We start from the raw sequence: 22,105 nt of genomic DNA on the forward strand, positions 1-22,105 counted from the left end.
GCTGCCCTGCGCCTGCATGACCCGCTTGCTGGCGTAGTTCTCCGAGGCGATCAGTTCGATGTGGTCTTCCTGCCGCCGGTCTTCGGCGTCCATCGCGGCGAGCAGTTCGTCGTCGTAGCCCTGGAGCTGGTCGTGCTTGCTGAACATGGCGCTGGCCTCTTGTCGTGTCGGTGTCAGGACGCTCGCTGGCGCGAGCGTGGCCGCGGCGCCGCTACGCAAGCGCGGCGCCGGGAAAGGGGTATCGCCGGAAACGCGAGGACGCCGCCGCTGGCGGCGCCCTCCTCGTCCGTCACTCCTCGCTGTACGCCTCGATCGGCGGGCAGGAGCAGGTCAGGTTGCGGTCGCCGTAGACGTTGTCGACGCGGCCCACCGGCGGCCAGTACTTGGCCTCCACCAGGCTGGCCAGCGGATAGGCGGCCTGCTCGCGGCTGTAGGCATGGTTCCATTCGCCGAGCAGTTCGGCGGCGGTGTGCGGCGCGTTCTTCAGCGGGTTGTCTTCCTTGTCCAGCTCGCCGCGTTCCACCGCGCGAATTTCCTCGCGGATGCGGATCATCGCGTCGCAGAAACGGTCCAGCTCGGCCTTCGACTCGCTCTCGGTGGGCTCGATCATCAGCGTGCCGGCCACCGGGAAGGACATGGTCGGCGCATGGAAGCCGAAGTCCATCAGGCGCTTGGCCACGTCGTCGACGCTGATCCCGCTGCTGTCCTTGAGCGGACGCAGGTCGAGGATGCATTCGTGGGCGACCAGGCCGTTGCCGCCGGCGTAGAGCACCGGGTAGTGCTCCTCCAGGCGGTGGGCGATGTAGTTGGCATTGAGGATGGCCATTTCCGAGGCGCGCTTGAGGCCTTCGCCGCCCATCATGCGGATGTACATCCAGGTGATCGGCAGGATGCTCGCGCTGCCGTACGGCGCCGCGCTCACCGCGCCTTCCTTGCGCTCGCCGCGACCGTGGCCGGGGAGGAACGGCGCCAGGTGCGCGCGCACGCCGATCGGGCCGACGCCCGGGCCGCCGCCGCCGTGGGGGATGCAGAAGGTCTTGTGCAGGTTCAGGTGGGAAACGTCGCCACCAAACTTGCCCGGGGCGCACAGGCCGACCATGGCGTTCATGTTGGCGCCGTCGATGTACACCTGGCCGCCGCAGTCGTGGACGATGGCGCAGATCTCGCGGATCGCTTCCTCGAACACGCCGTGGGTGGACGGATAGGTGATCATCAGCGCGGCCAGGCGTTCCTTGTGCTCGCTGGCCTTGTTGCGCAGGTCCTCGACGTCGACGTTGCCGCGCGCGTCGCAGGCCACCACCACCACGCGCATGCCGACCATGCTGGCGGTAGCCGGGTTGGTACCGTGGGCGGAGGACGGGATCAGACAGATGTCGCGCTGGCTGTCGCCGCGGCTCTGGTGGTAGGCACGGATCGCCAGCAGGCCGGCGTACTCGCCCTGGGAGCCGGCGTTGGGCTGCAACGACACGGCGTCGTAGCCGGTGGCGGAACAGAGCATCGCCTCCAGTTCGTCGGTGAGCTGGCGGTAGCCTTCGCTCTGCTCGGCCGGGGCGAACGGGTGCAGGTTGCCGAATTCGGCCCAGGTCACCGGGATCATCTCGCTGGCGGCGTTCAGCTTCATGGTGCAGGAGCCCAGCGGGATCATCGTGCGGTCCAGCGCCAGGTCCTTGTCCGCCAGCTTGCGCAGGTAGCGCATCAGCTCGGTTTCCGAGTGATGGCGGTTGAAGATCGGGTGGCTGAGGATCGCCGACTGGCGCAGCAGCGCGGCCGGCAGGCGGTCGCCAATGCTGGCGGCAAGGGTGGCGAAGTCCGGGAGCGCCTGGCCCTCTTCGGCCAGCAGGCCCCAGAGGGTCTCCACATCGGCCTGGCGGACGGTCTCGTCGAGCGACAGGCCGAGACGGCCGGCATCGATCTCGCGCAGGTTGATCCCGGCGGCGCGGGCCTTGGCATGGATCGCCGCGGTACGCGCGCCGGTGACCAGGCTCAGGGTGTCGAAGAAATGCTTCTGCTCGACGGCCACGCCCAGGCGCTCCAGGCCGGCGGCGAGGATCGCGGTCAGCCGGTGGGTGCGCCGGGCGATGCGCAGCAGGCCCTGCGGGCCGTGGTAGACGGCGAACATGCTGGCGATGTTGGCCAGCAGTACCTGGGCGGTGCAGATGTTGCTGGTGGCTTTCTCGCGGCGGATGTGCTGCTCGCGGGTCTGCATGGCCAGGCGGTAGGCCGGCTTGCCGTGGCGGTCGATGGAGACGCCGACCAGGCGTCCCGGCATGTCCCGCTTGAAGGCGTCGCGGGTGGCGAAATAGGCCGCGTGCGGGCCGCCGAAGCCGAGCGGCACGCCGAAGCGCTGGGCGCTGCCGATGGCTACGTCGGCGCCGAACTCGCCCGGCGGGGTCAGCAGGGTCAGCGCCAGCAGGTCGGCGGCCACCGCGACCAGCGCATCGACCGCATGGAAGCGGCTGACCAGTTCGCGATAGTCGACGATCTCGCCGTCGCAGGTGGGGTATTGCAGCAACGCGCCGAAGTAGGCGGAGAAGTCTTCGATGGCGCTCTCGTCGCCGACCACCACCTCGATGCCCAGCGGCTCGGCACGGGTGCGCAGCACGTCGAGGGTCTGCGGGTGGCAATGGCGGGAGGCGAAGAATGCCTGGCTGGTGCGGTTCTTCGACAGGCGCTTGCAGAAGGTCATGGCCTCGGCGGCGGCGGTCGCCTCGTCGAGCATCGAGGCGTTGGCGATCGGCAGGCCGGAGAGGTCGCTGACCAGGGTCTGGAAGTTCAGCAGCGCCTCCAGGCGGCCCTGGGAGATTTCCGGCTGGTACGGCGTGTAGGCGGTGTACCAGGCCGGGTTCTCCAGGAGGTTGCGCAGGATCGGTGCCGGGGTGTGGCAGTTGTAGTAGCCCTGGCCGATGAAGGAACGCAACGCGCGATTGCGCGCGGCGATCGCCTTCAGGCTGGCCAGCGCCTCGGCCTCGCCCATGCCGGCCGGCAGGTCGAGCACGCTGCTGCCCTTGATGCTGTCCGGGATCACGTTGCCGATCAGCGCGTCCAGCGAGTCGTAGCCCAGGCGCTGGAGCATGGCCTGGGTGTCGGCGGCGCGCGGGCCGATATGGCGGGCGATGAATTCGTCGTCGGTGCCCAGGTCGATGGCGCCGAGGTTCAGGTTATCGGTCATGACGGGATCCTCAGGCGTCGGCGTTGGCGTTCAGCAGGCGGTCGTAGGCGGCCTGGTCGAGCAGCTTTTCCCAGGCGCCGGAGTCGGCCGGACGGAAGCGGAAGAACCAGGCCTCGCCGAGCGGATCCTGGTTGACCAGCTCCGGGGCGTCCGGCAGCGCGTCGTTGATCGCCACCACCTCGCCGTCCAGCGGCATCAGGATGTTGCTGGCGGCCTTGACCGACTCCAGCACCGCCACTTCACTGCCGGCGGCGTGTTCGCCGAGTTCCGGCAACTGCACGAATACCACGTCACCGAGGGCGTCCTGGGCGTAGGCGGTGATGCCGACGGTCAGCAGCCCGTCGTCGTCCTGGCGCAGCCATTCGTGGTCGGTGGTAAAGCGCAACTTGCTCATGCTGGATCCTCATTGTCAGCGGGTCGCCCGGTCGGGACGGGACTTTGTTCTGCGGCAGCCCGTAGCAAGCAGGGTGCCAAGCGGCCCCGGCCCTGTCGCCACGGGGCGTGGCCGGGCGCGGGGGAAACCCGGACAGGGCCGCCATGGAACGCTTTCGTTACAGACCCGCCGGACATTTCCCGAACCAGAGCGCAAACGCCTGATAGCAAAGGTTTTTCCTGCAATCGGAACGAATTCGTTCCACTCGTAACCGAAGCGTTACAGCCGATGGCACAGCCCCTGTCGCTGCAAGCTGGCGCGCAGGTGCTCGAGGAACGCGCGGACCTTCCGCGTGTTGCGCCGGTGCCCCGGATAGAGGACATGGATGGAGGGCCCGAACGGCCCCGGGTCGAAGTGGTAGTCGCCGAGCAGGCGCACCAGCCGCCCTTCGCCGAGCAGCGGCGCGACACTCCACTGCGGACAGAACTGCAGGCCCAGCCCGGCCAGCAGGTGGGCGAGCAGGAAGTCGTAGTTGTCGCTGGCCAGTCGCGGGCGCGGCTGGTCGATACGCTGGCGGGCGCCGTCGCGTTCCATCCACCAGAAGTTCTGGTTCAGCGAAGGGTGCTGGAAGACCAGCCAGGCGTGCCGCTCGAAGTCCTCCGGGCCTTGCGGCGCGGGTTGCCGCGCCAGGTAGGCCGGGCTGGCGCAAAGCACGATCTGGTTCGGCGCCAGCGGCCGCGCCACCAGCCCCGGCAGGTCGATGGGGCCGTCGCGCAGGCCGAGGTCGTAGCCGCCTTCGCTGAGATCGAGGAAGGTTTCGTCGAGGTCCACCCGCAGGCTGATCCGCGGATGCGCCTCGAGGAAGCTGGCGCAGGCCTGCTGGAGGAACGCCGCGGCGAACGACGGCGGCGCGGCGAGGCGCAGTTCGCCGCGCAACTCCGACTCCAGCAGTTCGATCTCCTGTCCCGCCGTGCGCAGCGTTTCCAGGGACTGACGAGCCGCCTCCAGGTAGATCTGCCCGGCCTCGGTCAGCGCCAGGCTGCGGGTGGTGCGCTCGAACAGGCGGGCGCCGAGTTCCGCTTCCAGGTGGGCGACGGCCTTGGTCAGCGCCGAGGGCGTCTTGCCCAGGCGCTCGGCGCCACGGCTGAAGCTACCGGTTTCGGCAGTGGCGACGAACATCGCCAGGGCATTCAATTTGTCCATCGACTCCTTCCGTTCCGGCACAAGTGTTGTGCGCCGCGCCCGGTTCTGCCGGGCCGGCGCTTTGGCTAGTCTCGCCTTGCCCGGGCCACGCTACACAAGACCAAGAAGCAAAGGAAACCACCATGAAGCAACGGATTCCCACCCTCCTCGCCGGCGCCTGCCTGGCCATCCCCCTGCACGCCCTCGGCGCCGCCGACCTGCTGGTGGTCAACGCCAGGATCTTCACCGCCAATCCGCAGCAACCCTTCGCCGAGGCCCTGGCGGTGGAGGACGGGCGGATCCTCGCGGTCGGCGACGAGGCCGGGCTGCGCGCCCTGGCCGATGGCGACAGCCAGGTCGTCGATCTCGGCGGCAAGCGCCTGATGCCCGGCCTGATCGACACCCATTCGCACGCGGTGTTCGGCGGCCTGGAGCTGGCCGGCGCGGACATGGGCAACGAACAGGTCGGCCTCGACGAACTGGAACGGCGCCTGCGCGCCTGGCGCGACAACGGCAAGGCGCGACATGGCGACATGCTCAATGTCAGCGGCATGCATACCGCCTACTGGAGCCAGGTCAAGGACTTCCGCGCGCGCTTCGACCACGGCGAATGGGCCGACCAGCCGCTGGCCTTCATCGGCAGCGACCACCACACCGGCTGGGCCAACGCCGCCATGCTGAAACGCGCCGGCATCGACGCCGCGCGGGTCCGCGCCCTGCCCGAGGAACAGCGCAACACCATCGGCCACGACGCCGACGCCACCCCCAACGGCTTCCTCGCCGATGCCGGTCTCGACGCGGTGCTCGCGGTACTGCCGGCGCCGAGCGCGGAACAGATGCTAGAAGCCGGACGCAGCGCGGTGCGCTACAGCAACTCGCTGGGCCTGACCGCATGGATGGACCCGGCCGCCAATGGCTCGCCGGGCGACGCCCTGTTCAGCCTCAGGCCCGACGAGAACACCGTCGGCGTGCTACCGGTCTACCAGCGGCTGGCCAAGAGCGGCGAACTCAGCGCCCACGTCGCCGCCCTCCTGGTCGCCAATCCACGCAGCCGGCCGGCCGACCTCGAGGTGCTGGACAAGGTGCGCCAGCGCTTCCTCGGCAGCCCCAACCTGACCCTGCCGGGAATCAAGGTGTTCGCCGACGGCGTACCGGAATACCCGACGCAGACCGCCGCGCTCCTCGAGCCCTACCGCAACAGCAGGAAGACAGGCGAACTGCTGATCGACCCGGCGCACTTCGGCGAACTGGTCAGCGCCGCCGACGCCCGCGGCTGGCTGGTCCACGTCCACGCCATCGGCGACCGCGCGGTGCGCGAGGCGCTGAACGGCATGCAGCAGGCGCGGCGCGACCGCGACAGCGGCATCGCCCATTCGATCACCCACCTGCAACTGGTCAATCCCAAGGAATTCGAGCGCTTCAGGCCGCTCGGCGTGATCGCCTCGATGCAGCTGTACTGGGCCGCCGCCGACGAAACCACGGTGGACCTGATGAAGCCCTACATCAGCGCCTTCGCCTACCGCTACCAGTACCCGGCGCACTCCCTGCTGAGCAAGGGCGCGACCATCGCCGGGGCCAGCGACTGGCCAGTGTCCAGCCTGTCGCCGTGGAAGGCCATCCAGCAGGCGGTGACCCGCAAGGGCCCGCAGGGCGTGCTCAATGCCGGCGAACGCCTGGACCGCCAGACCATGTTCTACGCCTACACCCGCAACGCTGCGCGGACCATCGGCCTGGAGCGCCGGATCGGCAGCCTGGAGCCGGGCAAGCAGGCGGACTTCATCGTCCTCGACCGCGACGTGTTCGAGGTGCCGGAGACGCAACTGGGCGAAACCAAAGTGCTGAAGACCTGGTTCGCCGGCAAGCCGGTGTATTCCAGCGAGGGCTGAGCCCGCTTCAGGCGCGCGGACCGATGCCGTACTTGCGCAGGCGGTGGGCGATGGCGGTGTGCGAGGTCTGCAGGCGCGCCGCCAACTGGCGGGTCGATGGATAGCTGACGTAGAGCTTCTCCAGCAGGGCTTTCTCGAAGCCCTCCACCGCCTCCTCCAGGCTGCCCACCTCGCCGTCGTTCTGCCGCGCCACGGCGGTGCCGGCGATCTCCAGGTCGCCGATATCCACCAGGCTGCTCTCGCAGATCGCAGCGGCGCGGAAGATCACGTTCTGCAACTGGCGCACGTTGCCCGGCCAGCGGTTGCTCAGCAGCGCCGGGTAGGTGCCCGGCGCCAGCCGGCACACCGGGCGCTGGATCTGCGCACAGGCCTGCTGCATGAAGTGCCGCGCCAGCAGCAGGATGTCGTGGCCGCGCTCTCGCAACGGCGGGACTTCCAGGCTGAGCACGTTGAGGCGGTAGAACAGGTCCTCGCGGAAGCTGCCCTCGGCGACCATCTTCTCCAGGTTGCGGTGGGTGGCGCTGAGGATCCGCACGTCGACCCTCACCTCGCGGTCGCCGCCGACCCGGCGGAAGCTGCCGTCGCTGAGGAAGCGCAGCAGCTTGGCTTGCAGATAGGGGGACATCTCGCCGATCTCGTCGAGGAACACCGTGCCCTGGTGGGCCAGCTCCAGCAGGCCTGGCTTGCCGCCGCGCTGGGCGCCGGTGAAGGCGCCGGGGGCGTAGCCGAACAGCTCGCTTTCGGCCAGGTTCTCCGGCAACGCCGCGCAGTTCAGCGCCAGGAACGGCGAGTTGTGCCGCGCACTCAGGGCGTGACAGCCGCGCGCCACCAGTTCCTTGCCGGTACCGGTCTCGCCGTGGATCAGCAGCGGCGCGTCGAGCGCCGCCACGCGCTGCGCACGGGTCTTCAGGGTGCGGATCGGCTGGGAATCGCCGAGGAGCATCTCGAACCCCTCGGCATGGTCATGGTGCAAGGCCGCCAGGCGCTCGCCGATGCGGTTCGGTTCGTAGAGGGTCAACAGGCCGCCGGCCAGGTGCCGCTCGCCCTCGCCCGGCCCTTCGGTGATCGGCGTGGCATCGAGCAGCAGGGCCTGGCCCATGAAGGTCACTTCGCGCAGCGGCAGGCGGAAGCCCTGCTCGACCAGCGCATCCTCCAGGGTTTCATCGTCGAACAGGCTGGCCAGCCTCTCGCCGGCCGGGTCGCGTCCGCAGCGCTCGCTGAAGGCCGGGTTGGCCAGCAGCACCAGGCCCTTGCCGTCCACCGCCAGCACCGGATCGGCCATCGCCGCCAGCAACGCATCGAGCTGCAAGCGGCGGCGCTGGCCGGGAAGGATGTCGACCACGGTCATCGCCTGCACGCCACGGATGCCCAGCAGCGCTGCGCGCAGTTCCTCCAGCACTTCGGGACTGAGGGTCGGCGCGTCGATGTAGACGTTCGGCGGCACCATTTCCACCGCATCCAGGTTCAGGTTGCGCCCGCCCAGCAGCGCCAGCACCTCCTGGGTGATGCCGACACGGTCGATGAAGGAGACGTGGATGCGCATGCGGGAACCTGGACTGCGGCGACGCTCGCCATAAAGCCGTCGATTGTACGGCCTGGCGCCGCCCAGCCCAAGGGGCCGGCGTCAGGGTACGGGGCGCAGCGCCTCGCTGCGGGTGCGGTGGCTCCAGTCGCCCTCGTCGTCCATCACGGTTTCGGTCACCAGCACTCGGCCCGGCTGCTGCGGGTCGGCCTTGTACAGCACCAGCTCGGCCTCGGCATCGTCCCAGGTGGTGGAGATGTCCGGCAGCATCCGCACCCACTGGCCGTCGCGGATTTCCAGCAGCGACGACTTGGTCCAGGTGCTGGTCCACCAGGTACGCAGCAGTTGCAGGCGCTCGCGGCCGCTGTCGTCGAGGTCGCCGAGGACGCTGAGCACCGCGCCGGTGCAACTGCCCAGCGGCTTAGGCGGGACGCGCGCGTCGGCGCTCCAGAGGTCGCAGCGGCAATCCTCGTATTCGTCGCACAAGGCGGCGCTGTTCGGCGCGTGGGCCACTACCCAGGCGAAGTCCGCCTCGGTACCGGCGAAGCGGCCGCGAGCCAGCGGGGTGTACCGCGGGTCGACGGCGTAGCGGGTGATCTCGTCGCTCTCGCCGACGAAGCGCCAGGTATCGCCCGGCCCGGCGCGCTCGGCCAGGAGCAGCCCCGGATAGTTGCGCAGGCGTCCGTCGAGGCGTACCTGCTTGACGAAGCGCACCTCGTAGCGGCCTTCCTGGTCGCCCGGCACGATCTGCGGCGCAGCGACGATGCGCTGCTCGAAGTCGGGATGGCGGGCGAAGAAGGCCTGCTTGGCGGAGAGGGTGCGCTCGCGCGTCTGCGCGCGGCCATAGTAGTCCAGGCGCGGCGCATAGACCCCTTCCAGGGCCTTGCCGCTGCGCTGCCCGTGGGCGGCCTGCCAGCGCTGGAACAGGCCGAGGATTTCGCTTTCTGCGGCAGCCTGGACCAGCGCTGGGTACAGGCAGAAGAGCGCGGCGCAGAATACCGGGCGCAAGAGTCGGCGCATCGAGAACATCCTTGTCGTTCGATTGAGGCGAACGCCGATTGTCCCCTATCCGCCGACGCTGGCAAATGGCCCTGGACGATTTTTTCCGATTCCGCAACGCGGTGGGCATTGCGAATACGCTCCGGACAGCCTTCCCCCATCTCCAGGCCGCGGCACGGCGGATAACCGCAAGCGGCTATCCGCCCCACGCCAGCCAGCCGGCTCAATGCGCCGGCAACAAGGCCTGCAACCCTTCGGCAAGCTCCAGGCTCCACGCCGCGTAGTCGTGACCGCCGGGGAACTCGCGGTAGTGCAGCGGGTAGCCCTTGCCTTGCAGCGCCGCGCGCAGGCTGCGGTTGCTGCCGAGAATGCCGTCCGCCTCGGGCTCCTCGAGCAGGCCGGAACTGAGGAAGAACGCCAGCGGCAAACGCTCGCCAGCGGCGAACTGCCGTACCAGCCACTGCGGCTGCTGCTCGTCCGGCCCCCACCAGAACGAGCCGGACAGGCTCAGCACCTTGCCGAAGCGTTCCGGATAACGGTAGGCGATGCAGCCCGAGGCCAGTCCGCCGTAGCTGGAACCGGAAAGCACGCGATCGGCAGGCTCCTCGCTCAATGCATAGCGCTGCTGCAACCAGGGCAGCAGCTCATGGGCGAGCATGTCGGCGAAGGCCTCGTTGCAGGGCAGCTCACGGCCCCGGCTGCTGGCGTCGACATTGCCGACAATCACCGCCAGGGTCGGGCGGATGCGCCCGGCGGCGATCAGGTTGTCGAGGATGGTCGGGGTCGGTACGTCGCGCGCGTAGTGGTCCTCGTCGAACAGCACCAGCAGCGGATAGCGCTGGCCCTCGGGGTCGTAGCCCGGCGGCGTGTAGAGCGTCAGCTGGCGCTGGTTGGCCAGGGCCTGGCTGCTATAGCCGAGGCGCTCCACCTTGCCGCGCGGCACGTCCTTGCGCGGCTGGTCCCAGGTCTCGGCAGGGGCGCCGCCGAGCTGCACCAGCGAGGCCTGCTCGGCCCGCGGCAGCGCGCGGCTGTTGAGCCACGGCGTACGGCTCAGCGGGTCCGGCCGCGCCGCCGCCTGCAACGCCAGGCGCAAGGTGCCGCGATCGGCCTGTTGCAGGTCCGGCAGGTCGGCGCTGAGCTGGTAGGAAACCCGCGCGTCGCGGCGCAGCGGCAGGCTCAGGTAGCGCACGTCGCTGCCGGCCAGGGCCTCGAAGCGGCGGGTGTTGACCTCCGGGGTCGGCCACAGCAGGCGCACGTCGCCGGGACGCTGCTGGCGCCAGAGGAAGGTGACCAGCACACGTTCGGCATCCAGCGGCTCCACCAACGGCGTGCCCTGCTTCGCCACCTGCTTCCAGAACGCCTTCAGCGCGCCGGGGCGCTTTTCCGCAAGCTCCGCCTGCAGGCGTTGCAGGGTCGGGCTCTGCGGCGCCGGCGAATCAAGCGCCGGGGTCTGCGGGGTGAGGCGCTGGGTGGGGATCAGGGTCAGTGCGGTGTCTTCGTCGGCGCTGAAGGTCAGGCGCAGGCCCTGGCGCTCGCCGGCCTGCAGACCGAGCGACTGGCGTCCGGCCAGCTCCGTCGCGCGCAACGCCTTGCCGTCGGGCGTGGTGGCGCGCAGGCGGACGCGGCCGCGGTCGACCTCCAGGTCGAGCAACTGCAACTCGCCGGGGGCAAGGTCGAGGTAGCGCTGGCGGCTCTCGCCGGCAGCGATCTCGATGCGGCCATCGGCCAGCGGCACGGGCTGGGCGGCCTGAGCCGGGGTCAGCAGGTTGAGGAAAAGCAACAACGAGGTGGAAACGGCAGACATGGAATCTCCCTTCGAATAGGCGCCGCCATCCGGGCGGCTCACCGGAAGAGACGTACGATCACAGCGGAAATTTGCCGCTGTGATCCAGGCTAGAGCGGTTGCGCCGCGACTGGAGTAGAATCCGCCGCCTCGAAAACCGTCCGAAGGAAAATTCCGATGACCTCCCGTCTGCTGCCCGCCCTGTTGCTCTCGTCCGCATTCGCCGTCCTGGCCGGCTGCTCCACCCCGACCATCGTCACCCTCAACGATGGCCGCGAGATCCAGGCGGTGGATACCCCGCGCTATGATCGTAGTTCCGGCTTCTACGAACTGGAGCAACTGGACGGCAAGCGCACCCGCGTCAACAAGGACCAGGTGCGCAGCATCAAGGACATGTAATCCCCCGGACCCGCCATCCGCGCGGTGGCGCACTCCAGGGAAGGAGTCGAACCATGCGATCCGACCTGCACGAGGCCAACCGGCTGTCGTGGAACGCCGCCACCCGGGCGCACAACAGCCACAAGGCCGACCAGGCCGCCTTCTTCCGCAACGGCGGTTCCACGCTCTATCCCGAGGAACTGCAACTGCTCGGCCATCTCGACGGCCTGCGCCTGCTGCATCTGCAATGCAACGCCGGACAGGACAGCCTGAGCCTGGCGCGCCTTGGCGCCCGCGTCACCGGGGTCGACATCGCCGACAGCGCCATCGACTTCGCCCGCCAGCTGTCCCGCGACAGCGGCATCGCCGCCGACTTCCAGCGCGACGACATCCTCCGCTGGCTGCCCGTCGCCGCCACCCGTGGCGAACGCTTCGAACGGGTCTTCGCCTCCTACGGCACGCTGGTCTGGCTCTCCGACCTCAAGCGCTGGGCCGACGGCATCGCCCAGGTACTGGTTCCCGGCGGGCGCTTCGTCCTGGTGGAGTTCCACCCTTTCGCCCTGTACTTCGACCCACACTGGCAACCGGCCTACGACTACTTCAGCCGCGAGCCGATCGCCGAGAGCGGCGTCAGCGACTACGTCGCCGAGTCCGGCGCCAGCCTGGCGCCCTCCGGCTACCGCGCCGGCGTCGAGAACTTCAGCAACCCTCATCCCAGCTACGAGTTCCAGTGGGGCCTGGCCGATGTGATCGGCGCCCTGCTCGGCGCCGGCCTGCAACTCGAACGGCTGGAGGAATACCCCTACGCCAACGGCTGGGCCGGCTTCGACGGCATGCGCGACGGCGGCGGCGGACGCATGCTGCCGCCCGCCGATCGTCCGCGCCTGCCGCTGATGTACGGCCTCAGCGCAAGGAAACCACGATGACCGAAGAACGCCTGCTGCGCCGCGACGAAATCCCCCTGGTCTGGGAGATCGACCGCAGCGAAGTGATCGAACACCTGTATTCCGTCGAGGCCGGCCAACTGGTGCTGCGCCCCGAGTTCTACGACATGCGCGGCTGGCCGGAGGGCGAGGCCGAGCACTACACGCCGATCCTGCTCGACTGCTTCGACCGCGGCGGCTGGTTCCTCGGCCTGTTCGACCAGGGCCACCTGATCGGCGCGGTAGTCCTCGACCCGCGCCACCTCGGCCCCGAGCGCGACTGGCTGCAACTGAAGTTCCTCCACCTCAGCCACGCCTACCGCCGCCGCGGCCTCGGCGCCCACCTCTTCCACCTCGCCGCCACCCAGGCCCGCCACCTCGGCGCCAGCGCGCTCTACGTTTCGGCTACGCCGTCGCAGAACACGGTGGATTTTTATACGAGACTCGGATGCCGGCTGTGCATGGAACCGGATGAGGAGTTGTATCGGTTGGAGCCGGAGGATGTTCATCTGGTGTTCAATCTATAGTGATGCTGAGTCTCGTTGATAATCAGCAGTGCAAATAGACTTCAAGGAATGGAAATGTACAAAGCTCTCGCTTTTCTCCTGTTAAATACATTCATCGCCGTAGTGCATGCGGAGGAAGGCTGGGAGCTTTCAGTTTCAGGACCAGCCCCTGGACAACCTGGACACGTGCCATATCCAGATAGGCGACAACCCTCGCTCGAAGCCGCTTGCGCGGCCAGCGACAGGTACTATATAGATAGCAATCTGAAGGGTGGTCACGTAGTTCTAGGGTACATCAGCAGAAAAACACTTATAGATGCCCGATACAATTCATTTTTTTGCAGCATCAGCATATTCAGAAAGTCTCCGCTAGCAGCTACATCCGGCACTGCTACCTACGGAAATCCTAACTGGTGGGGGGGCTCCGGCACGGCTGTAAACGTTACTCAGGCTCCTCCAACTGGCTGCCCATACAACCTTTTCAATGGCCGGTACGAGTGCCCCACTGACGTCTCCGATCGAAAGAACGCGGGAATCCCCAACGAAAACGGATGCCAAGGCCCCTCATCTTTCCAGGGAAACCCTATAAATGCCAGTATCGGCAATAAATTTCAACGTGAAACCGATATAGATCCGTCGCACTCCCCTCTCCAGTTCGAGAGATACTACAACAGCATTACCGGAATGTGGACGAACACCTTCCAGGAAGGCTTAAAAATAGTAGGCGAAAATATTTCCCTATCTCTACCCGATGGTCGTCAGGAACTATTCAGGCTGACTGACGGCGCAATATCGTCCGACGCAACGACGGGTACACTTTCAAAAGACCAGGCAGGCTGGAGGTATGACTATAGGGACGGAACCAGCTCACTTTTCGATGTCCAGGGCCGGCTTATCCAGAGGAAAGTCAGGGGGCAGGTCATCACGATAACCTATCCGAACCTCTCCACCACCAAGGCTAAAGATGGGTTCGGAAACACCCTAACCGTTTCCTGGAACGCAACGAAACAACCCTACCTCGTCGATTACAACGGTTCCCTGAAAGTGGAATATCTATATGACGGGGGCGCCAGGCTGGTTTCGAAGAAAACCACGTCCCAAGGACTCAACCGCACCCGGAAGTATCTCTATGCTGACAGTGGCAATGCCGGGTTAATGGTTGGAATCATCGACGAACAAGGCACGCGTTACGCCACCTGGACCTACGACGACCAAGGCCGCGCCATCTCCAGCGAACACGCCAACGGCGCCGAAAAGGTCACCCTCGCCTACAACGATGACGGCTCCACCACCGTCACCAACGAATACGGCAAGCAGGCCACCTACCGCTTCCAAGTGATCCAGGGCATCAAGCGCATCGTTGCCATCGAAGGCGAACCCTCGCCCAACTGCCCCGGCAGCAATTCCACCTTCACCTACGATGACCAGGGTCTGCTCACCAGCAAACGCGACAACAACGGCAACCTGACCACCTACCAGTACAACGCCCGCGGTCTGGAAACCTCGCGCACCGAGGCCGCCGGCACTGCGCAGACGCGCACCATCACAACCGACTGGCACCCGACCCTGTTCCTCCCGGTCCAGGTCAGCGAGCCCAGCCGGAGCACCCGCTATCAGTACGACGCCGAGGGACGCAGAACCAGTGAAGGAATCATGGCGAACCAATGAAGACTTCTTTTCGGTATGCGAGACGAACCAGCAGTGACCTTAAACTAAAACAAGCTTACTCCAAAAGAAATTGACATGACGAAACCTCCTCTAGACTCAGAGCCACCTCGCACCTACTCAAGCCTTGTCTTGTGCATAGCTGCCGCTTTTTCGACAATGACATACGCATCTCCCGGCGCAATTCTTGAACCAAAAAAGAAATATAAATTCGCCAACGACACCTTCCTTACCATCATCGAAGAAACATTAACAGAAGTAATACTAAAGATAAACGAAAAACAAGAAAAAATATTCAAGCAATGCACAAGCAAAGCAGTATATAGCTGTACCAAGTTCATCATCACCCATGCAGAAGGCAGTGAGATATTCGGAAAAACCAATGGAGAATACAATAGCCACTCACTAATAAGACACTCCATTAGTCAAAGCATAAATGCTGCCGGCATCGTAACTATTAACCCACCAGCCCCAGCAGGCTCCCTGGGCACTCAAACAGTATGGACATGCCCCGAAGATTATTGGCCTAGATCTGAGACTATCGCTCCCAAGCAGATCAGGAAAACTTGCGTTATCAAAACACAGCCCGCCAAGAACAAAGGTCCTTCTGATATATCTTGCCCATCGCCGTACGGAGGAAACCCTATAAATTTCGCTATTGGCAATAAATATCAGGAAGAAATAGATCTGCGGGGCGGTAGAGGGAACGCCCTGATCCTCAGCCGAAATTACAACAGTCTTGATGGCTACTGGCGGCACAACTTCTCCATGCGTTTGGACATTGACCTACCGAGGAGTACCATCTATCTCACCAGAGAGACCGGCAGGCTAAATACTTTCAGCCTGAACAACGGAACTATTACGGCAGAAGCAACCGAACTGGGCAGCCTGATCAAGCTAGACAATCGCTGGATATATTCCGCGAAAAACAACGACCAGTTCATTTTCAACGACAGGGGTGCTCTGATACGACAGAACCTACAGTCGGGAGTACAGCGCAGCATCTCCTATAGTCAGAACAAGGTCTTCGTGACAGACAACTTCGGAAATTCTCTTGAACTCACTCAAGACGAGAATAACCAGCCACTTGGTTTCCGATCAAGCTCTGTTGAAGGGCGTTACGACTACAGTACGAGTGGGCAGTTGATCAAGTCCCAAGTCACCTTGAATGGCGTGAGCAAAACACGTCTCTATCATTACGAGGACGAGCACAATCCTCGACTACTAACCGGCCTCACCGATGAACGCGGCATACGATTCGCGACTTGGTCCTACGACGATCAAGGCAGAGCTATTTCGAGCGAACATGCCGGCGGCATGGAGAAGATTCAAATCGTCTACAACAATGATGGTTCGACTACCGTTACCAACGAACTGGGCAAAGTGACCCGTTATCGATTCCAAAACCTACAGGGTCTCCAACGTATCATCGCGATAATTGGCGAGCCTTCGGTCGACTGCCCCAGTAGCAACTCATCCTTCACCTATACCAGCCGCGGTCAACTGGCCAGCAAACGCGACAACAACGGCAACCTGACCACCTACCAGTACAACGCCCGCGGTCTGGAAACCTCGCGCACCGAGGCCGCCGGCACTGCGCAGACGCGCACCATCACAACCGACTGGCACCCGACCCTGTTCCTCCCGGTGCAGGTCAGCGAGCCCGGCCGGATCACCCGCTACCAGTACGACGCCGAGGGACGCAAGACCGGCGAGACCGTCACCACCCGCTGACAAGGACGACACCCATGCGCATCCCCCCATACTTCCCTCGTCTCGGCGCCCTCGCCCTGGCTTGCGCCCTCGCCCTGCCCGCCCAGGCGGCCGAGCGCGCCTGGAGCTACAGCTACAACGCCCTCGGCCTGATCGAGCGCGCCGACGGTCCGCGCACCGATGTGCAGGACGTCACCCTCTATGCCTACGACAGTCGCGGCAACCTGACCCAGGTGACCAACGCCCTCGGCCAGGTCACCCGCCTCGGCGACTATGACGAGCGCGGCAAGCCCGGCAGCATCACCGATGCCAACGGCGTCACCAGCAGCCTCGCCTACACCGGCGTCGACGGCTGGCTGGCCTCCGTCAGCACCGCCGGCAGCACCACCCGCTTCGACTATGACGCGGTCGGCCAGATCACCCGCGTCACCCGTGGCGACGGCAGCTGGCTGAGCTACGAATACGACGACGCACGGCGCCTGGTGGCGATCGGCAACAACCTCGGCGAACGCCTCGAATACGACGTCGACACCAAGGGCAATCGCACCGCCCAGCGCATCAAGGACGCCAGCGGCAGCCTGGTGCGCCAGCAGCAATGGGCCTACGACGAGCTTGGCCGGCTGCTCCGTGCGGTCGGCGCCGGCGGCCAGACACGCAGCTTCGCCTACGACCTCAACGACAATCCGGTCGGCGAAACCAACCCGCGCCAGTTCGCCCACAGCCAGACCTTCGACGCCCTCGACCGGCTGGTCGGCCAGAGCGATCCTCTCGGCGGCAAGACCCAACTCGCCTACGACGCCCAGGACAACCTCACCGAGGTCAAGGACCCGCGCGGCGTCACCACCCGCTACGAATACGACGGCCTCGGCAACCTGACCCGACTGGTCAGCCCGGACAGCGGCACCACCACCTTCGAGCACGACGCCGCCGGCAACGTCATCCGCCGCACCGACGCTCGCGGTGCGGTCACCGAGTATCGCTACGACGCCCTCAATCGGCTGGTCGAGCGCCGCTCGCCGAGCGACCCGAGCCTCGACGTACAGTACCGCTACGACCTCACCGCCGACGGCAACCAGGGCATCGGCCGCCTGGGCGCCATCGAAGGTGCCCGCGACAGCCTGGTGTACCGCTACGACGAGCGCGGCAACCTGGTCGAGCAGGTACGCAGCATCCGCCTCGACCAGCAGACCCTGCTCGACCGCGTGACCTACCGCTACGACGCGGCCAACCAACTGCTGGAGATCGGCTACCCCTCCGGCCTCGCCATCGGCTACCCGCGCAACGCCGGCGGCCAGGTCGCCAGCGTGACCCTGGCAGTAGGCGACAAGGCGCCGAGCCCCCTGGTCGGGCAGATCGCCTACCTGCCCTTCGGCCCGCTGCAGCGCCTGACCTGGGGCAACGGCATCGCCCTCAGCCGCGAGTACGACCAGGACTACCAACTGCTGCGGCAGAAGGTCGGCCCCTGGCAGAGCGACTACCAGCACGATGCCAATGGCAATATCCAGCAGCACCGCCATAGCCTCTGGGGCACCCTGGACTACCAGTACGACCCGCTGGACCGCCTGACCGAGGAACGCGGCGTCCAGGGCGGGCGCAGCTATGCCTACGACGCGGTCGGCAACCGCACCCAACGCAGCGACAACCCCGCCTCAGGCGGCACCGCCAGCAGCCAGGACTACCAGTACGCGCCCGACAGCAACCGATTGACCGCCATCGGCGCGCAAGCGGTGACCAGCGACGCCGCCGGCAACCTCACCCAGGACCGCGCCGCGCGCAAACTGGCCTACGACGCCCAGGGCCGCCTGCAAAGCGTCAGCCTCGACGGCCAGCAGGTCGCCGAATACCGCTACAACGCCCTCGGCCAGCGCATCGTCAAGCTCACCCCCGAGAGCGTCACCACCTACCTCTATGGTCCCGACGGCCAGTTGCTCGGCGAAGCCGAACACGACGGCAGCGGCCGGAAACTGCGAGCCCAGTACTACCTGTGGCTGGACAGCCTGCCGCTGGCCACCATCGACGCCGACTACGACGCCCAGGGCAAGGTCGGCAACCCGACCCTGCTCTACCTCCATGGCGACCACCTCGACACCCCGCGCCTGGCCACCGACGCCAGCGGCCAGATCGCCTGGCAGTGGCAGTCCGACGCCTTCGGCCGCGGCGAAGCGCTGAGCCAGGGCAGCACCCAGGTCAACCTGCGCTTCCCCGGGCAGTACTACGATGCGGAGAGCGGGCTGCACTACAACTACTTCCGCGACTATGATCCGGAGACTGGGCGGTATGTGGAGAGTGATCCTGTAGAAACTCTAAGAAAGCTAAACAACCCTGAAATGACATTTTTAAATTCTGGCGAGAGCATGCTGCAAGCCACTCCGTATTGGGAACATGGATTCACGCCGAATCATAACTACACATACTCCGATAACAATCCAACTGCAAAAAGCGACAAGCATGGTCTTTCACCAAACCCTACGGACAACTTGATCTACACACCTGACACCAACTGCACATGTACATTAGAGTGCAAGAAAAAATTTACTGGAAATGGAAAGTCTTTCCTTGTGGGAGCTCTATGTAGCAAAGCCACCACCCCGTTCTTTGGGGGAGTAGTATGCAATAGCACAATAGTAATGATCTGCGGAGCATCTTGCAGCCAAGAGTGCAATAGAGCACCAAGCTGCGAAAAAGAAGGAAGCGGCAATGAGTAGCCTCTACAACATAATAGCAGTTCTGTGCGCCATCACACTGGTAGTATTAGAGCTAAAAAGAACAACATTCATAAGAACTTTAAAGAAAGAAGAGCCAAACGCCTGGGAGAAGCTTGGCAGGCCATCAGGGTATTTCTTATCCTATCTAGTAAAAATAGACGGATTCAAGCTTGAGAAATTTATATTCCGAAAGCAATACAATGCCTTGGAAAATAACGAAATCAGAAAAATAGGGAGGCAACTCCTCTACCTGCAATCAACTTTCCTCACCTTAATTATTGCACTCATCGCCTTGATGATTTTACAGTTTACAATAAAAAACTGAGAAAGCTCTAAAGATAATCTTCTGGGAAAGGGCGGGAAAAGGGGACAGATTTATTTTTACTACCATAATCTCAGCAACCGCCCACGCCAAACCACTCAAAGCGAATAACTCGCTAAACCAATCGCCCTTACCGAGGCATCGCGGAGTCCCCCTACGGCGTCTAGAACCTCCTTTTCAGAGCATTAGAGCAGGGAAAATAAATCTGCCCCCTTTATTCGCTTTGGGTAATTAGCGTCAACGCACATTTCGCGCAATCAAGAGAGCGCGCTCTATCATGTTTTGGGTGATATACGGAACAAACCCTAATCTGTCACCCTGCTCGAAGCTGAATTGATAATTTGCAAGACAGCTAACGTCTCCAGCTATCGCCAAAGCTGCCAAGTGCCGCAACGGCATAGCACCCTTCGAATTTGTTGGCAAAGCTCTATAAGCTGCCAAGCCTTTTTCTATATCTTGAGCAGAAGCCCAAGATATAGCACTTTGAGAAAGTCTAACGACATCATCCAGTGAGAAATCGACTATTTTCTCCGGCACGTCATTACTCACAATAATCGGCACATAATTACTGGCCTCACCCAAAACGAATGCAACTGCCGCCGTAAAATTCTTCGTAGAAACAGATGGCATTAATGAAACCCTAAAATGATCAGAGCGCTTCCCTATAGTTGGAATAATCTGAACCTGGACTTCACCAATGTCCATTAGGCAAAAATAATCCCCAGCCTCATCTTTGTCGCATCTCCAGCCAAGCCCTTCTAGAGCTGACAATATCTCTATTTCTTTCACTACTTAGCACCTGGAAAATTCATGACCTCAACCGGAATTCCATTGGGATAGCCTTCTTGAGGAAAGGGACAGAAAAGGGGACAGATTTATTTTTCCTACTCTAATTTTGACTAGTGTTTATATTTCTCATTCCCACTGCATACCACTGCCGATCTTACCACACTGAACCACGTGAAGCGGATAGTTCAGTAAAACCACTCGCCTCTGCCTAGGCATCGCGGAGCCTCCTTACGACGTCTGCACTGGAGCCTCCCTGCTCAGAAATCAGGGTAGGGAAAATACATCTGCCCATTTATTCGCTCAACCCGCATCTTGCCACCGGCCATCAAGTTAACACGTGACTGAACACGTCCAGGAACTTGAATAGAGGCTTTTGACGATTCAATCTGTTCATGGCTACGGAGTATATCGGTCAGGGATCAGAAAGACAGCTTATCTAAAAGCTCTTTTACTTTCTCAGTATCTTCAGGATGGCGCTGAAGATAATTTTCACAAGCGAGCCGAATGAACTTAGAACAAACAGCCTCGCTCACAACAATGGTGTCTTCATCCTTCGGGGGATAGCCATAAGAAAACTCAACCCCCTCGAAGTGCTCCTCATCAAACGGACTATTTCCATCAGGGAAGTTACAGTACGCCCCATCCGTACTGAACCCCCATCTCTTCACGATATAGCCAACCGCCTCAATGAAGTAGCCATCATCATACATCCTGTCAAAATACCCTTTAACGACCCAATAAGGGTCTGACTCGCTGTATGGCTGACCAAACAATTCTTTCACAAGCACCTCCTTTACTTCGGGTGGAAACTTGTCACCGCTCCTGTGAACTTATCTAAATACACCCTAAAAGTGACACCCCCGGCAACAGAGTCATATTTACTCAGCCCTTTAGATAGCGCGCCCTTATAGCCGCCAGCTGCGGCCTGCTGCCCTAGATCAAGGATTCCCTGATCAGTAAATATTTTCGGATCATAAACAGTTTTCGGGAAATTTTGTCTTTAAATTCAACAATATTCCCTGCCCGATCATAAAGGAAAAAGGGGACAGATTTATTTTTACTACTATAATTTTCAGCAACCGCCCACGCCAAACCACTCAAAGCGAATAACTCGCTAAACCGATCGCCCTTACCTAGGGCATCGCGGAGCCTCCTTACGGTGTCTGCACTGGAGCCTCTCTGCTCAGAGAATTAGAGTAGGGAAAATAAATCTGTCCCCTTTATGGTCTGAATATCGGCGCGGATATCTACGTTTATTGCGCCGAGAGTCTGCGCATTCTTCCCGCCGAACAGCTCAACGGTGGGCTTCCCGCCTGTTGCTTTTGCCCCATCTAAATCTCTAACTTAGATAAAGCCACGTCATCTGAAACTCTAACCACGCCATCAATTATGGACAAGTTATCCTCTAACTCCAAAACGCTAAAACCACAATCTCCAAAATCGAAATACACGCCGACACAACCATCTTCCACATCCGAAAAAAGATACTTGTAAACAGCAAGCAGGTCCTTGCCAAAATATCTATCCAATTCATTCGAACTCTGGATCGGGTACGCAAAGTCATCGGAAATCTCATCCAGCCCCAACAGCTTTGGTTCAGAGCCAAAAGACAAAATCCTTAACACACCTTCCCCAATATCTAATGAAACCCATCCCGATCTTGAAAACCTAAGAAACAGAACCAACATTTTACAAACCAAAGACCCCGACATAAAGAACGACCGAAATCTAAACTCAAAAATCTTCTCACCAATGATCATAAGGCCAAACCCCGCGACTAAAATTTTGAGGATTTCACTGAAATCAAAGTGTCGAATTCATATTTGCCGCCGGGCAACACTCGTAGGTTAACACTGCTATTAGTTTTAGAGCTGTAAACATGAACAAGGTCATAACTCCCTCGGACAGCCGACTTAGGAATTATGTCACTAACAGCGGTAGCGTTCTCCAATGTTTCTTTAACTGCTAGCTTGGCCTGCTCAACACCAGCGCGACTGGCCTCGTAAGGCAGTCTGCCTTCACCTATTTTCGCACCCAACTTCTTGTTTAAATTTGCTGCTTGAGAGCTAAGAAACGTATCAACCCCACCGAGTTCAGGAAGTTTTTGAACTCCTTTTGCCCCCCACCCAGCCGACCCAAGTCCCCCACTGCCCCGAGCTGCGAACTCATACTACCGGAAACAGGTGACTC

General features: G+C 62.5%; 17 protein-coding genes and 2 pseudogenes. 8 read left to right on the top strand and 11 right to left on the bottom strand.

Annotated features, from left to right (window positions below; genetic code table 11):
• From glyA to HMPREF2924_RS20230, 4 genes and pseudogenes are all read right to left on the bottom strand, one after another.
• Positions 1 to 147, bottom strand: a pseudogene (glyA, locus tag HMPREF2924_RS34635) (serine hydroxymethyltransferase); the annotation flags it as partial.
• Between the two features lie 142 nt (positions 148 to 289).
• The gene (gene gcvP, locus HMPREF2924_RS20220; protein ID WP_023124731.1) at positions 290 to 3,169 is read right to left on the bottom strand and encodes an aminomethyl-transferring glycine dehydrogenase; all 2,880 of its coding nucleotides are present in this window, start codon (positions 3,167 to 3,169) and stop codon (positions 290 to 292) included.
• 10 nt (positions 3,170 to 3,179) lie between these two features.
• Positions 3,180 to 3,563: a glycine cleavage system protein GcvH gene (gene gcvH, locus HMPREF2924_RS20225; protein ID WP_003136323.1), complete on the bottom strand. Its 384-nt coding sequence runs from the start codon at positions 3,561 to 3,563 to the stop codon at positions 3,180 to 3,182.
• A 258-nt stretch (positions 3,564 to 3,821) separates the two neighbouring features.
• Positions 3,822 to 4,745: a LysR family transcriptional regulator gene (locus tag HMPREF2924_RS20230; protein ID WP_003089722.1), complete on the bottom strand. Its 924-nt coding sequence runs from the start codon at positions 4,743 to 4,745 to the stop codon at positions 3,822 to 3,824.
• Between the two features lie 122 nt (positions 4,746 to 4,867).
• Here HMPREF2924_RS20230 and HMPREF2924_RS20235 point away from each other — a divergent pair, with 122 nt between their 5' ends.
• Positions 4,868 to 6,610: an amidohydrolase gene (locus HMPREF2924_RS20235; protein WP_023124730.1), complete on the top strand. Its 1,743-nt coding sequence runs from the start codon at positions 4,868 to 4,870 to the stop codon at positions 6,608 to 6,610.
• 7 nt (positions 6,611 to 6,617) lie between these two features.
• On the opposite strand, the gene HMPREF2924_RS20240 is transcribed toward HMPREF2924_RS20235, so the two are convergent.
• The 3 genes from HMPREF2924_RS20240 to HMPREF2924_RS20250 form a co-directional block, all read right to left on the bottom strand.
• Positions 6,618 to 8,153: a sigma-54-dependent transcriptional regulator gene (locus HMPREF2924_RS20240; protein ID WP_003105794.1), complete on the bottom strand. Its 1,536-nt coding sequence runs from the start codon at positions 8,151 to 8,153 to the stop codon at positions 6,618 to 6,620.
• An 81-nt stretch (positions 8,154 to 8,234) separates the two neighbouring features.
• A complete protein-coding gene (locus HMPREF2924_RS20245) occupies positions 8,235 to 9,152 on the bottom strand; it encodes a hypothetical protein (protein WP_003105796.1) in 918 nt (305 codons plus the stop codon).
• A 202-nt stretch (positions 9,153 to 9,354) separates the two neighbouring features.
• Positions 9,355 to 10,935: an alpha/beta hydrolase gene (locus tag HMPREF2924_RS20250; protein ID WP_003105800.1), complete on the bottom strand. Its 1,581-nt coding sequence runs from the start codon at positions 10,933 to 10,935 to the stop codon at positions 9,355 to 9,357.
• Between the two features lie 156 nt (positions 10,936 to 11,091).
• On the opposite strand from HMPREF2924_RS20250, the gene HMPREF2924_RS20255 reads away from it, so the two are divergent.
• The 7 genes from HMPREF2924_RS20255 to HMPREF2924_RS20290 all read left to right on the top strand — a co-directional run bounded on the left by HMPREF2924_RS20255 (position 11,092) and on the right by HMPREF2924_RS20290 (position 19,129).
• Entirely contained in the window at positions 11,092 to 11,313 is a 222-nt protein-coding gene (locus HMPREF2924_RS20255; protein WP_003089729.1) for a YgdI/YgdR family lipoprotein, read from the top strand.
• Between the two features lie 53 nt (positions 11,314 to 11,366).
• Entirely contained in the window at positions 11,367 to 12,218 is an 852-nt protein-coding gene (locus tag HMPREF2924_RS20260) for a class I SAM-dependent methyltransferase (RefSeq protein WP_003089732.1), read from the top strand.
• Positions 12,215 to 12,742 carry a GNAT family N-acetyltransferase gene (locus HMPREF2924_RS20265; protein WP_003136315.1) on the top strand — a complete coding sequence of 176 codons (528 nt, stop codon included), beginning with the start codon at positions 12,215 to 12,217 and terminating at the stop codon, positions 12,740 to 12,742. Before HMPREF2924_RS20260 ends, HMPREF2924_RS20265 begins: the two co-directional genes overlap by 4 nt.
• Positions 12,743 to 13,255: 513 nt before the next feature.
• Positions 13,256 to 14,389 carry a DUF6531 domain-containing protein gene (locus HMPREF2924_RS36510; RefSeq protein WP_369700459.1) on the top strand — a complete coding sequence of 378 codons (1,134 nt, stop codon included), beginning with the start codon at positions 13,256 to 13,258 and terminating at the stop codon, positions 14,387 to 14,389.
• A gap of 75 nt (positions 14,390 to 14,464) precedes the next feature.
• Entirely contained in the window at positions 14,465 to 16,120 is a 1,656-nt protein-coding gene (locus HMPREF2924_RS36515) for a DUF6531 domain-containing protein (RefSeq protein WP_256567966.1), read from the top strand.
• Positions 16,121 to 16,134: 14 nt separating this feature from the next.
• A complete protein-coding gene (locus HMPREF2924_RS20285; protein WP_023094709.1) occupies positions 16,135 to 18,804 on the top strand; it encodes an RHS repeat domain-containing protein in 2,670 nt (889 codons plus the stop codon).
• The gene (locus HMPREF2924_RS20290; protein WP_019485599.1) at positions 18,797 to 19,129 is read left to right on the top strand and encodes a hypothetical protein; all 333 of its coding nucleotides are present in this window, start codon (positions 18,797 to 18,799) and stop codon (positions 19,127 to 19,129) included. The genes HMPREF2924_RS20285 and HMPREF2924_RS20290 overlap by 8 nt, the downstream gene beginning before the upstream one ends.
• Positions 19,130 to 19,363: 234 nt before the next feature.
• On the opposite strand, the gene HMPREF2924_RS34645 is transcribed toward HMPREF2924_RS20290, so the two are convergent.
• The 4 genes and pseudogenes from HMPREF2924_RS34645 to HMPREF2924_RS37040 all read right to left on the bottom strand — a co-directional run.
• Entirely contained in the window at positions 19,364 to 19,915 is a 552-nt protein-coding gene (locus HMPREF2924_RS34645; RefSeq protein ID WP_071543059.1) for a DUF6990 domain-containing protein, read from the bottom strand.
• Positions 19,916 to 20,334: 419 nt separating this feature from the next.
• Positions 20,335 to 20,697, bottom strand: a complete 363-nt coding sequence (gene cdiI, locus HMPREF2924_RS20295) for a ribonuclease toxin immunity protein CdiI (protein WP_031690644.1) — start codon at positions 20,695 to 20,697, stop codon at positions 20,335 to 20,337.
• A gap of 549 nt (positions 20,698 to 21,246) precedes the next feature.
• On the bottom strand, positions 21,247 to 21,603 hold the full coding sequence (locus HMPREF2924_RS20300) for a hypothetical protein (protein WP_169311288.1): 357 nt from the start codon (positions 21,601 to 21,603) through the stop codon (positions 21,247 to 21,249).
• A 403-nt stretch (positions 21,604 to 22,006) separates the two neighbouring features.
• A pseudogene (locus HMPREF2924_RS37040) lies at positions 22,007 to 22,105 on the bottom strand (hypothetical protein); the annotation flags it as partial.

Source organism: Pseudomonas sp. HMSC063H08 (assembly GCF_001813645.1).
GTDB classification, from domain to species: domain Bacteria; phylum Pseudomonadota; class Gammaproteobacteria; order Pseudomonadales; family Pseudomonadaceae; genus Pseudomonas; species Pseudomonas aeruginosa.

Bases quoted from the DNA above. Each gene is read 5' to 3' on its own strand.
- HMPREF2924_RS20235 (WP_023124730.1), top strand. From the start codon at position 4,868: ATGAAGCAACGGATTCCCACCCTCCTCGCCGGCGCCTGCCTGGCCATC.
- HMPREF2924_RS36515 (WP_256567966.1), top strand. From the start codon at position 14,465: ATGACGAAACCTCCTCTAGACTCAGAGCCACCTCGCACCTACTCAAGC.
- HMPREF2924_RS20260 (WP_003089732.1), top strand. From the start codon at position 11,367: ATGCGATCCGACCTGCACGAGGCCAACCGGCTGTCGTGGAACGCCGCC.
- HMPREF2924_RS20250 (WP_003105800.1), bottom strand. From the start codon at position 10,935: ATGTCTGCCGTTTCCACCTCGTTGTTGCTTTTCCTCAACCTGCTGACC.
- gcvP (WP_023124731.1), bottom strand. From the start codon at position 3,169: ATGACCGATAACCTGAACCTCGGCGCCATCGACCTGGGCACCGACGAC.
- HMPREF2924_RS20255 (WP_003089729.1), top strand. From the start codon at position 11,092: ATGACCTCCCGTCTGCTGCCCGCCCTGTTGCTCTCGTCCGCATTCGCC.
- HMPREF2924_RS20300 (WP_169311288.1), bottom strand. From the start codon at position 21,603: ATGTTGGTTCTGTTTCTTAGGTTTTCAAGATCGGGATGGGTTTCATTA.
- HMPREF2924_RS20240 (WP_003105794.1), bottom strand. From the start codon at position 8,153: ATGCGCATCCACGTCTCCTTCATCGACCGTGTCGGCATCACCCAGGAG.
- HMPREF2924_RS20230 (WP_003089722.1), bottom strand. From the start codon at position 4,745: ATGGACAAATTGAATGCCCTGGCGATGTTCGTCGCCACTGCCGAAACC.
- HMPREF2924_RS20265 (WP_003136315.1), top strand. From the start codon at position 12,215: ATGACCGAAGAACGCCTGCTGCGCCGCGACGAAATCCCCCTGGTCTGG.
- HMPREF2924_RS20285 (WP_023094709.1), top strand. From the start codon at position 16,135: ATGCGCATCCCCCCATACTTCCCTCGTCTCGGCGCCCTCGCCCTGGCT.
- HMPREF2924_RS20290 (WP_019485599.1), top strand. From the start codon at position 18,797: ATGAGTAGCCTCTACAACATAATAGCAGTTCTGTGCGCCATCACACTG.
- gcvH (WP_003136323.1), bottom strand. From the start codon at position 3,563: ATGAGCAAGTTGCGCTTTACCACCGACCACGAATGGCTGCGCCAGGAC.
- HMPREF2924_RS20245 (WP_003105796.1), bottom strand. From the start codon at position 9,152: ATGCGCCGACTCTTGCGCCCGGTATTCTGCGCCGCGCTCTTCTGCCTG.